This window comes from Labrys sp. F242 (assembly GCF_057813875.1).
The window spans coordinates 1595549-1607234 of the sequence record NZ_JBVASG010000001.1 but is presented as its reverse complement, the minus strand read 5'-3'; the positions used below and the strand labels follow the sequence as shown (position 1 = coordinate 1607234).

Here is an 11686-nt window from a genome sequence, read left to right as displayed (position 1 = left end):
GCTCTAAGGGATCTCACCCCTTACGGGCACTGCACGCGGCGATACCGCACGTTGCCGTAGTAGTCATAGTAACGACGGGTGCAAGCACGCGGCGTGGTTTCGGCACCGACGATGGCACCGGCAGCACCGCCGAGCACACCACCGACGATGGCGCCGCCGGCCGAACGCGTGGCCAGGCCACCGATCAGCGCGCCGCCACCAGCACCGATGGCAGCGCCACCGAGCGCGCGGTCACCGCGCGAATATTCCGAGCAGCCCGCGAGCAAAAGCCCTGCAGCTGCTACGATCAAAAGCTTCTTCATGGGAGATCCTCCGTGGATGCCGATCCGTATCGATCATATACAGATACAACCGAGTGCAAAGCCCGATTCTTACATCATGCACACCATGAACCGGAGATGAATGACTAGGTAAGGATAGCTCGTGCTTCAGATGCCATCGCTTTCAGCCCGGGCCGGAGCATTTCACTACCGACTCAACCGAAATGACGCATCTTACCGACATACTAACTTCTACGGCGAAGACAAGTTCCCCTTCGTGTACCAGTGCCTTTCTAGGGTCGGAAAGTAGCCTTGAACAGCGCTTCTCTCGCAACTGCGAAAAGGCCGCTTGCACCAGCGCGCCATGACGATTAAGCGGGAATGTACGGAAATCTAGATAGTTTGGAGCGACAAGCGATGGAAGCGCTCTTCATCGGCCATGCCTATATCGACGTGACCTTCGTGGCGGATGACATGCCGCGCGGCGATGAAAAGTCGGTAGCCAAGGACTATGCCGTAGCATTCGGCGGCAACGCCACGACGGCCGCTTTCTGCTGCGCCAAGCTTGGTGTGATACCCGATCTGATCACCACCAACTCGAACGACTGGCTCGGCCGCATGTTCATGGACATGGCGGCGAAGTACGGCATCTCCGTCCATCCTCGCAAGGTCAAGCGTTCCTCGCTCTCCTTCATCATGCCCAAGGACGGCAAGCGCGCCATCGTTCGCGCCCGCGACGATGACTATCTGCATCCCTATCCGCATCTCAATCTCGGCAATTGCCGCGCCCTGCATCTCGACGGCCATCTGGCGGATGCCGCGCTCTACTATGCCAAGGAATTCCGCAAGCTCGGCCGGTTGGTTTCGCTCGATGGCGGTGGCATGCGCTCCAACACCGACGAATTGCTCAACTATGTCGATGTCGCCGTGGTGGCCGAGCGCCTGTGCGAGCAAATGAACCTGTCCGAGACCGAGATGCTCGATTATCTTAAGGGCAAGGGCTGCAAGATCGCCGGCGTGACTGCCGGCGAGCGTGGCATGCTGTGGTATGACGAGAGCGGCAAGGTGCAGCGCCTGCCCGCGCTTAACGTGCCCAAGGCCGCGGTGGTCGATACCAACGGCGCCGGCGACATCTTCCATGGCGCCTATATGTATTCCTATCTCAGCCGCCCCCTGTCGCGCTGGGAGGAGCATTTCCGTTTCGCGCGCGGTGCATCTACCCACGCGATCCAGTTTCTCGGCAACGAAGCCAAGCTGCCCACCCGGGGTGATGTGGAATCCATCGAAACGCGGTTCCAGCCGGTGGCCTCTTCCTGATTTTCTTGCCGGCCGGCGGGCCCTCAAGACCTGCCGGACAATTTCGACGAACCCTTTGCCGACGAACCCCTTGCCATGGCCGGCTATGTCGCCCTCCTCTACAGCATCGTGCTGACGCCGCAGCGGCGGGTGGTGATGGACGAATTGCGCGCGATCGCCACTGGCTGCGGGTTTGAGCATCCCCGTACCCTGGCCTCGACCGGCAATCTCGTCTTCGAAGCGCCCGAACAAGACATCACGACCCTCGAAACCCGGCTGGAGGCCGGCTTCCTGAGCCATTACGGCAAGCATGTCGACATCATCATACGCAGCACGGAGGACTGGCTGCGCACGGTTGCCGGCAACCCGTTTCCGGTCGAGTCCGAGCGTGACGGCAGCCTCGTCATTGCCCGTTTGATGCGCGCACCGCTCGGCCAGGACGTTCTGGTCAACAAGCTGGAGCGCTATCTCGACAAGGGCGAACGCCTTGCCCTGGTCGAAGGCGATCTATGGATCGCCTTCGCGGGACGCCCGAGCGAAAGCCGCCTGGCCGGCGCCCTCTCCACCAAACGGCTCGGCATCGGCACCGCGCGCAATTGGAACACCATACGCGGCCTCGGCCAGATGCTGTCCTGAGGTGAAACGCCGGGAACGCTTGCGACCCCGGCGTTTCGGCATCACCCCTGCGTGGCCTGCGCCTCGGCCACGGCCACGGCCGTCATGTTGACCACGCCGCGCACCGTGACGGCACGATTGAGGATGTGGGCCGGCTTGGCGGCACCGATCAGGATCGGGCCGACGGGCAGGGCATCCGCCAGCATGCGGGTGAGCTGGAAAGCGATGTTGGCGGCATCCAGATTAGGCATGACCAGCACATTCGCCTCGCCCCGCAGCCGCGATGAACTCAGCTTGAGGTCGCGCAGGCTTTCATCCAGCGCCGTATCCGCCTGCATCTCGCCATCGGCCTCCAGATCGGGGCGCTGCTCGACCAGGAGTTCCAGAGCCCTGCGCATCTTGCGGGCCGCCTCGGTGTCATAGGAGCCGAAATCGGAATGCGACAGCAGGGCAATCTTCGGGTCGATGCCGAAGCGGCGGACATGCTCGGCCGCCAGGATCGCCATCTCGGCGATCTCCTCCGCACAGGGGTCGGGCTTGACCTGGGTGTCGCAGATGAAGAATGCGCCCTTGGCCGTCAGCACCAGGGACAGGGCTGAATAATCGCGTACGCCGGGTGCCAGGCCGATGATCTGACGCACATAGCGCAGATGGCGCATATAGGCCCCTTCCAGCCCGCAGATCATGGCATCGGCATCGCCGCGATGCAGGGCCAGCGCCGCAATTACCGAAGTGTTCGAGCGCACGATGGTACGCGCCGTGTCCGGCGTAACACCACCGCGCCCGGCCAGATGGTGGTAGAGCGACCAGTAATCCTTGTAGCGCGGATCATCCGCTGGATCGATCACCTCGAAATCCTGCCCCGGCTTGATCGTCAGGCCGAAGCGCTGGATGCGGGTTTCGATCACGGAAGGGCGACCGATCAGGATCGGGCGGGCGAGCCCCTCCTCCAACAAGACTTGGGCCGCGCGCAGCACGCGCTCGTCCTCGCCTTCGGCATAGACCACGCGTTTGGGATCAGCCTTGGCGGCGGTGAACAGCGGCTTCATCACGAAGCCGGAGCGGAAGACGAAACGCGTCAGGCTCTCGGCATAGGCTTCCAGATCGGTGATCGGACGGGTCGCCACGCCGGTTTCCTGGGCAGCCCGCGCCACGGCCGGGGCAATACGCAGGATCAGGCGCGGATCGAAGGGCGAAGGAATGAGGGAATCGGCGCCGAAGCGACGGCTCTCGCCGCCATAGGCGCGCGCCACCACATCCGACGGTGTCTCGCGGGCGAGGGCCGCGATCGCCTCGACGGCCGCGTGCTTCATCTCCTCGTTGATGGTGGTGGCCCCGCAGTCGAGGGCGCCGCGGAAGATGTAGGGGAAGCACAGGACGTTGTTGACCTGGTTCGGGAAATCCGAGCGCCCCGTGCAGATCATGGCATCCGGGCGGGTCGCCTTGGCGAGTTCGGGCATGATCTCCGGAAACGGATTGGCGAGCGCCATGATCAGCGGATTATGCGCCATGCGCGCGATCATCTCGGGCTTGAGCACGCCGCCGGCAGAGAGGCCGAGGAACACGTCGGCTCCCTCGATGATGTCGTTGAGGGTGCGCGCCTCGGTTTCCTGGGCGTAGACGTCCTTCCAGGGATCCATCAGTTCGGCGCGGCCCTTATAGACCACACCCTTGATGTCGGAGATGAAGATATTCTCGCGCTTCGCACCGAGCGAGACCAGGAGATTGAGACAGGCCAGGGCCGCCGCGCCGGCCCCCGACGCCACGATCTTGACCTCGCTGATCGCCTTGCCGGCGAGTTCCAGGCCGTTGCGCACGGCGGCACCGACGATGATGGCGGTGCCATGCTGGTCGTCATGGAAGACCGGGATCGCCATGCGCTCACGCAGGAGGCGCTCGACCTCGAAGCATTCGGGCGCCTTGATGTCCTCGAGGTTGATGCCGCCGAAGGTCGGCTCCAGCGCCGCGACAACGGTGACGATCTCCTCGATCGACCTGGAGGCGATCTCGATGTCGAAGACATCAATGCCGGCAAACTTCTTGAACAGGACCGCCTTGCCCTCCATCACGGGCTTGGAGGCGAGCGGGCCGATGTCGCCGAGGCCGAGCACGGCGGTGCCGTTGGAGACGACGGCGACAAGATTGGCGCGCGCGGTCAGGTTGGCGGCCTCGAGCGGATCGGCGTGGATGGCCTCGCAGGCGGCGGCCACACCAGGCGAGTAGGCCAGAGCAAGGTCGCGCTGGTTGCCGAGCGGCTTGGTCGCCTGGATCTCCAGTTTCCCCGGCTTGGGATAGCGATGATAGATCAGCGCCCCAGTTCGCAGATCCTCGGACATGGTCGAGGAATTCGTGGGAGGTGCCGAGCCGGGCTGGACATCTGACATTGCGTTTCCCGTCCTGTTGGCTGGAGCAAAATGCGCTCATGACAGAACGCTGCCTTACTCCAGCTCTTTGTTTCCAAGCCAATCCGACGGATTGACTGAAGCGTCTTTGCGATTCTCGGTGACTTCCTCAAATCGCTAGACGCTCTGGGCCGCGGGCCTACTCGGCCCTGGCCTTGTTCGTTTTAGCGCATGACGTCGCGGCCGCCAGCCCTAAGGCTGCTATTTTTCCTGGACGTTCAGACGAATATGCAGCTCACGCAGCTGCTTGGGCGTCGCCTCGGAGGGAGCGCCCATCAGGATATCCTCGGCGCGCTGGTTCATCGGGAACAGTGAGATCTCCCTTAGATTTTGCTCACCCGCGAGCAGCATGACGATGCGGTCGACACCCGCTGCCATGCCGCCATGCGGCGGCGCGCCGTACTGGAAGGCCCGGTACATGCCGCCGAAGCGCTCGATCACCGTCTCCTCGCTGTGACCGGCGATCTCGAAGGCTTTCACCATCGCTTCCGGCTTGTGGTTTCGAATGCCGCCCGAGGCGATCTCGAAGCCGTTGCAGGCGATGTCATACTGATAGGCCTTCAGCGACAGCGGATCCTGAGTGGTGAGCGCTTCGAGGCCTCCTTGCGGCATGGAGAAGGGATTGTGCGCGAAATCGACCTGCTTCTCGTCCTCGTTCCACTCGAACATCGGGAAGTCGACGATCCAGGCGAGCTCGAAGCGGCTCTCGTCCACCAGCTTGAGATCGGTGCCGACCTTGGTGCGGGCGGCGCCGGCGAACTTGTAGAACTTGTTCGGATCGCCTGCGACGAAGAAGGCGGCGTCGCCGGCCTTCAGGCCGAGCTGCAGCCGGATCGCCTCCGCCCTTTCAGGTCCGATATTGTTGGCGATCGGCCCGCGGGCGCCGACACCTTCGGCATTCGGATCCGCCTGCTTGCTGGTCTCGTCTGTCGCCTTGTCGAAGAAGAGGATATAGCCAAGGCCCGGCTGCCCCTCGCTTTGCGCCCAGGAGTTCATGCGGTCGGCGAAGGTGCGCTGGCCACCGCCAGGCCCAGGAATGGCCCAAACCTGATTGGCAGGATCTTCGAGCATGCGCGCGAAGACCTTGAAGTTCGAGCCACGGAAATGCTCGGAGACCTCCTGCATGATCAACGGATTGCGCAGATCCGGCTTGTCCGAACCATATTTGCGCAGCGCCTCCGCATAAGGAATGCGGGGCCACCCCTTGGTGACGCTTTTACCACCGGCGAATTCTTCGAAGATGCCGGTGATCACCGGCTCGATCGTGGCGAAGACGTCTTCCTGGGTGACGAAGCTCATTTCGAGGTCGAGCTGGTAGAACTCGCCCGGCAAGCGGTCGGCTCGCGGATCCTCATCGCGGAAGCAGGGAGCGATCTGGAAGTAGCGGTCGAAGCCTGCCATCATCAAAAGCTGCTTATATTGCTGGGGCGCCTGCGGCAAAGCGTAGAACTTGCCGGGATGGATGCGCGAGGGCACCAGGAAGTCGCGCGCGCCTTCCGGCGAGGAGGCCGTCAGAATTGGCGTCTGGAATTCGTTGAAGCCAGCGGCCTTCATGCGGGTGCGCATGCCATCGACCACCTTGCCGCGCAGCATGATGTTGTTGTGGATGCGTTCGCGCCTGAGATCGAGGAAGCGATATTTGAGGCGCGTCTCTTCTGGATAGTCCTGGTCGCCGAACACGGGCAGCGGCAATTCCGCCGCTTGGCCGAGCACCTCGATCTCGGTGACGTAGATTTCCACCAGACCGGTCGGCATTTCATGGTTTTCAGTGCCTTCGGGGCGCTTGCGCAGCTTGCCGTCCACCCGCACGACCCATTCCGAGCGCAGGGTCTCGGCCACCTTGAAGGCAGGTGAATCCGGATCGACCACGCATTGGGTCAGGCCGTAATGATCGCGCAGGTCGATGAACAGCAGGCCGCCATGGTCGCGGATGCGGTGGCACCAGCCGGAAAGCCGCACGTCCTGCCCAACGTGGTCGAGGCGAAGATCGGCGCAGGTGTGAGAACGGTAACGGTGCATAAGGGTGTCTTTCCGGACAAAGTGTTTTGCGATTGGACGGTACCACCGAGAATCGCAAAGACGCGTCAAATTATGGTGCCAGAGTATAAGTGCGTTTTCGCCGAAACGCGCTTCGCTCTGGAGTTTGAGGTCATAGACCCCAACGCCACGGTCGCCGTCAAGGTTGAGCTTGCCTTCTCCGGTATCGGACGGCCCTGAACGTGCATTCAGGGCCTAAAACCTTGCCATGTGACGCTGCGTGCCCGATAAGCATATTCATGCCACAATCTTCCGCCCACCCCGCCGTCATCATCACCACAACCCAGGATCTGGAAGCCGCCTGCGCCCGTCTCGCCGCCCATGCGTTCGTGACCGTCGACACGGAGTTCCTGCGTGAAACCACCTTCTGGCCCAAGCTCTGCGTCGTCCAGGTCGCCAGCCCCGAGGAAGCCGTGGTCATCGATGCCCTGGCCGAGGGGCTCGACCTTGCCCCCCTGTTCGAGCTCTTGCGCGACGAGAAGGTGCTGAAGGTCTTCCACGCCGCCCGGCAGGACATCGAGATCGTCTGGCACCTGGCCGGCTTCATTCCCGCACCGCTGTTCGACACGCAGGTCGCCGCCATGGTGCTCGGCTATGGCGACTCCATTGCCTATGATCAACTGGTCCAGCGCATCACCACCGCCCATATCGACAAGTCCTCTCGTTTCACGGACTGGTCGAAGCGCCCCCTCACCCCCGCGCAGATCAATTACGCCGTTTCCGATGTCACCCATTTGCGCGACGTTTATCTCAAGCTTGCGGCATCGCTTGAGAAAAGAAAGAGAAGCCATTGGGTTGGCGACGAAATGTCTATCCTGACATCGCCCGATACCTACCGGCAGGCCCCCGAAGATGCCTGGCGCCGGGTCAGTGGGCGCGTGCGCAAGCCGCGTGATCTCGCCGTTCTGATCGAAGTGGCGGCATGGCGCGAGCGCGAGGCCCAGTCCAAGAATGTACCGCGCTCGCGCGTGCTCAAGGATGACGCCATCACCGAAGTCGCGCTGCAGGCCCCTGACACGCCGGAGAAACTCGCCGGCATTCGCATGATCCCCAAAGGCTGGGAGCGCTCCCGTCCTGGCCTGGAATTGATCGAGGCAGTCAAGGCGGGCCTCGCGCGTGATCCCGCCAGCCTGCCGCGCCAGGCTCCCCCGCGCATTGCGAGCAACGGAGCCGGCGCCACCGTCGAACTGCTTAAGGTGCTGCTGAAAATGGTAGCCGAAAGCCAGGGCGTTGCCGCCAAGGTCATCGCCACCACCGATGACCTCGACATGATCGCGGACAGCGACACCGCCGACGTTCCGGCGCTGCATGGCTGGCGCCGGGAATTGTTCGGCGAGAAGGCGCTCGCCCTCAAGCATGGCAAGCTCGCGCTGGCGATCGAGCGCGGCAAGGTCGCGGCAATTAGCCGATAGCCGCCTGTAATTGACTTGCGCTATCAGCCAAGCGAAAGCTGGGCGAATCGTTGGATTCGCTGACCGTATTGGCGCGGCGCAAGCAGGAGTGTGGGCATAAATGAAGGTCGCGGTTCTCGGCAGCGGCGTGATCGGGGTGACCTCCGCCTATTATCTGGCGAAGGCGGGACATGAGGTCGTCGTGCTGGATCGCCAGTCCGGCCCGGCTCTCGAGACCAGCTTCGCCAATGCCGGCGAGGTTTCCCCCGGCTATGCTTCGCCCTGGGCGGCTCCAGGCATCCCGCAAAAGGCGATCAAGTGGCTGTTGATGAAACACGCTCCACTGATCCTGCGCCCCCGCCCCGATGCGGCGATGGTCGCCTGGGTCTGGCGCATGCTGCTCAACTGCACCTCAGAGCGCTATGCGATCAACAAGAGCCGCATGGTTCGCCTTGCCGAATACAGCCGTGACAAGTTGATCGAGCTGAGGGCCGCCACCGGCATCAGCTATGACGAGCGCATGCAGGGCACGCTGCAGCTCTTCCGTACCCAAAAGCAGCTCGACGGCATCGGCAAGGATGTCGAGGTGCTCAAGCGCGACGGTGTTCCCTTCGAGGTCCTCGACGCGGATGGCTGCATCGCCGCCGAACCCGCTCTCGCCCATGTTCGCTCCCTGATCCGCGGCGGCCTGCGGCTGCCCAATGACGAGACCGGTGATTGCTACAAATTCACTGGAGCGCTGGCACAGCTCGCCGAAACGCTCGGCGTGCGCTTCCGTTACGGTGTCGAGGTCAAGCGGCTGTTGTTCGCGGGCGACAAGATCGAGGGTGTCGAGACCGGCGCCGGCGTCGAGAAGGCCGATGCCTATATCGCAGCTTTCGGCAGCTATACGCCCGATTTCGTCGCGCCTCTCGGCCTCAAGGTGCCGGTCTATCCGATCAAGGGCTATTCCCTCACCATTCCGATCGTCGATGAGAGCCGCGCGCCGGTCTCCACCATCATGGACGAGACCTACAAGATCGCGATCACCCGGCTGGGTGACCGCATCCGCGTCGGCGGCATGGCCGAGATCTCGGGCTTCAGCAAGGACCTGCCGCCGGCCCGCCGCGACACGCTGGCCCAGTCGGTGACCGATCTTTTCGGCGGCTCGGGCGATCTCGCCGCCGCGAGCTTCTGGTCGGGCCTGCGTCCGATGACGCCGGACGGTACCCCGGTGATCGGCCGCACCCGCTACAAGAACCTGCTGCTCAACACCGGCCACGGCACGCTGGGCTGGACCATGGCCTGCGGTTCCGGCCGGGTGATGGCCGATATCGTCGGCGGCAAGAAGCCGGAGATCGACGTCTCGGATCTGGGGCTGAGTCGGTATGGCTGAAACCTGAAAACGCCACCGCGCGAGCCAGTCGCGCCTCAATTCGCCGGCAGCGTGGGCGCAAAGCAACGATCACACGTCAGGTATCGGCACGCGCCGCCTGTTTATCGTCATCCTGATCCCCCTCGCCCTTCTCAGCGGGACGGCGTTTTGCCTCGGCTGGTATCTGGTTCGAGATCTGCCGGCGATCAGCTTGAACGATCTCCGCCCTCTCGCGGCCTGCCCCGTCGCTGGAACCGAAGGCTCGGCGGATCTCACCGACAAAGTGGCGCGCTTCGTTCTCGCCATCGAAAGGGGCGATCCGTCGGATCGTTTCTGGTCATTATCGCTAGACATGCCAGTCGGCTATGTCGCGGATCAGACATTTCCGCCGGATGCTTCCGAAGGCCGGAACCACCTGTTGCGCTGGGTGAGGGCCTTGCAACTACGTCTGACCCACGCCCGGACTGAAATCGACCGCGCGTTTTTGGAGCGGGTCTATTTCGGTATGGGGGCCTATGGTTATCGCTGCGCCGCCATGGTCTATTTTGGCAAGGCCGCGAGCCAACTTAACGACCAAGACGTAGCCTTTCTCGCCGGCCTGATCAAAGCACCAAGCATCTATGGTCGCGATCAGACCGCCAGCGCGAAACGTCGCGAACAAGTTCTCGACACTTTGCGCCGTCGCGGCCCCATTGGCGAGATGGCGAGCAAAATCCCTTCGAACAGTGGGAAGACCTGAAAACGGTGGATGCCCCGCCTAACGCCCCCTACTCCGCCGCGACCGTAACGTTGTCAGCGGGATCGATGATGCGGATCGTCGCCTCACGGCCGATCAGGCGGCCGAGCGCCTTCATGCGGGCGTTGAGCCGCTCGCCCGCCAGCCCCTCCAGGTCCCGCGGAACGTCCAGCAACAATTTGCCGTGGCTGACATAGAGCGGGGCGCGCGGCAGCACGCCCGGCATCGAGGCAGACAGGATATACCCCACCCGCATCAACCCGCCGAGGATGCGCGCCCGGTCGAGAATGCGCGCGGTAGCGATCTCGCGGATACGGGGAGACAGCTCCTCCTCGTTCAGGCCGACATGGCGGAAATAGTTCGCCACCGCCATATAGGCACGGCCGCGATGGTCGACGCCGACAAAGGCGGCGTTGGCGATGATATTGAGGCTCTGCTCGCCACGATAATCGGGATGGGCGCGCCAGCCGATATCGGCCACCAGGCAGGCCGCATGGCGCTGGCGCTTTTCATCCGGGGTTTCGTCGATATGGGTCGATGCCATGAAACGGTCGCCCCAGCGCACCAGTTCCTCACCGTGCTGGGGCGAGCGCGAGCGCAGGATATTGAGTTCGCTCGCCGCGCTGATCAGCGGATCGAGCTTACGGCTCTCCTCGTCCAGCAACGAATAGAGCAGCCCTTCGCGCACGCCCTGGGCCGAGATCACCACATCGCGCGGCTTGCCGGCCTTGATGACCTCGCTCATCACCGCCGCGCCATAGGCGAGCAGCGGCAGGCGCCCGGTCGAGACGGTGTCCTTGCCGATCAAGGTGGTGTTGTCGACCCGCATGATCAGCTTGCAGAAGTCGAGCATCTCGCGCGCCGGCACGCTGTAGCCATGCATGATGTGCAGGGGATAGCCGAGCTGCATCATGTGCAGCTTGGCGAGCGACCGCCAGGTCCCGCCGACGGCGTAGAAGGTGCGGTCCTTCAGATGTTTCAGTGGGTCCGCCTTGGCGAGCTTTTCCTGCGCAATCTTCGCCGCCTTGCGTACAGACTGGCCAGAGGTGTCCTGCAAGGCGAGCCCACCGAGAGGCGTCGTCATGCCCGCGCCGGCGCGATGACCATGCACCTCGATCAGTTCGAGGGAGCCGCCACCCATGTCGCCCACGACACCATCCGGCATGTGGAAGCCCGAGATCACCCCATAAGCCGACAGGCGCGCCTCGCGCTTGCCCGACAGCACTTCGATCTCAGCACGGCAGATCGCCGTGGCGCGAGCGATGAATTCCTCGCCATCCTCGGCATCGCGCGCAGCAGCCGTCGCCAGCACATAGAGGTCCTTCACGCCCATGGTGTCGCACAAGGCACGGAAGCGTACCAGAGCGGCATAGGCCTTGGCGACAGCGCTTGGATCAAGGCGCTTGGTGGTCATCACGCCGCGGCCGAGGCCGCACAGCACCTTCTCGTTGAAGACGGCCGTCGGGCTGCGCGTCAGCCCTTCATAGACCACGAGACGAACCGAGTTGGAGCCGATGTCGATGGTTGCGATCGGCGGGCCCTGGCAGATGCGGCCCTGTGCGAATCCGGGCTGCCACGGCCTCGGACCCGCGATA

Annotated in this window: 9 protein-coding genes; 5 read left to right on the top strand and 4 right to left on the bottom strand. The window is 63.3% G+C overall.

Annotated features, from left to right (window positions below; all coding sequences use genetic code 11):
- Positions 1–20: 20 nt before the first annotated feature.
- The gene (locus ACZYTC_RS07470) at positions 21–302 is read right to left on the bottom strand and encodes a YMGG-like glycine zipper-containing protein (protein ID WP_105862901.1); all 282 of its coding nucleotides are present in this window, start codon (positions 300–302) and stop codon (positions 21–23) included.
- A 375-nt stretch (positions 303–677) separates the two neighbouring features.
- Here ACZYTC_RS07470 and ACZYTC_RS07465 point away from each other — a divergent pair, with 375 nt between their 5' ends.
- Together ACZYTC_RS07465 and ACZYTC_RS07460 are read left to right on the top strand one after the other, a co-directional pair.
- Entirely contained in the window at positions 678–1577 is a 900-nt protein-coding gene (locus ACZYTC_RS07465; protein WP_434956688.1) for a sugar kinase, read from the top strand.
- 75 nt (positions 1578–1652) lie between these two features.
- On the top strand, positions 1653–2192 hold the full coding sequence (locus ACZYTC_RS07460) for a DUF1697 domain-containing protein (protein ID WP_434956689.1): 540 nt from the start codon (positions 1653–1655) through the stop codon (positions 2190–2192).
- A gap of 41 nt (positions 2193–2233) precedes the next feature.
- Here the strand turns inward: ACZYTC_RS07460 and ACZYTC_RS07455 are convergent, their stop codons facing one another.
- A complete protein-coding gene (locus ACZYTC_RS07455; RefSeq protein WP_434956690.1) occupies positions 2234–4555 on the bottom strand; it encodes an NADP-dependent malic enzyme in 2322 nt (773 codons plus the stop codon).
- 219 nt (positions 4556–4774) lie between these two features.
- The gene (aspS, locus tag ACZYTC_RS07450) at positions 4775–6592 is read right to left on the bottom strand and encodes an aspartate--tRNA ligase (RefSeq protein ID WP_488989227.1); all 1818 of its coding nucleotides are present in this window, start codon (positions 6590–6592) and stop codon (positions 4775–4777) included.
- Between the two features lie 257 nt (positions 6593–6849).
- Between aspS and rnd the strand changes: the two genes are divergently transcribed.
- The 3 genes from rnd to ACZYTC_RS07435 all read left to right on the top strand — a co-directional run bounded on the left by rnd (position 6850) and on the right by ACZYTC_RS07435 (position 10094).
- Positions 6850–8022, top strand: a complete 1173-nt coding sequence (gene rnd / locus ACZYTC_RS07445) for a ribonuclease D (protein WP_488989226.1) — start codon at positions 6850–6852, stop codon at positions 8020–8022.
- Between the two features lie 100 nt (positions 8023–8122).
- Positions 8123–9376, top strand: coding sequence for a D-amino acid dehydrogenase (locus ACZYTC_RS07440; protein WP_441771897.1), 1254 nt, complete (start codon positions 8123–8125; stop codon positions 9374–9376).
- A gap of 190 nt (positions 9377–9566) precedes the next feature.
- A complete protein-coding gene (locus ACZYTC_RS07435; RefSeq protein WP_488989225.1) occupies positions 9567–10094 on the top strand; it encodes a transglycosylase domain-containing protein in 528 nt (175 codons plus the stop codon).
- 28 nt (positions 10095–10122) lie between these two features.
- Here ACZYTC_RS07435 and ACZYTC_RS07430 read toward each other — a convergent pair whose 3' ends face one another.
- The gene (locus ACZYTC_RS07430) at positions 10123–11685 is read right to left on the bottom strand and encodes a Ppx/GppA family phosphatase (protein WP_441771917.1); all 1563 of its coding nucleotides are present in this window, start codon (positions 11683–11685) and stop codon (positions 10123–10125) included.
- Position 11686 lies beyond the last annotated feature (1 nt).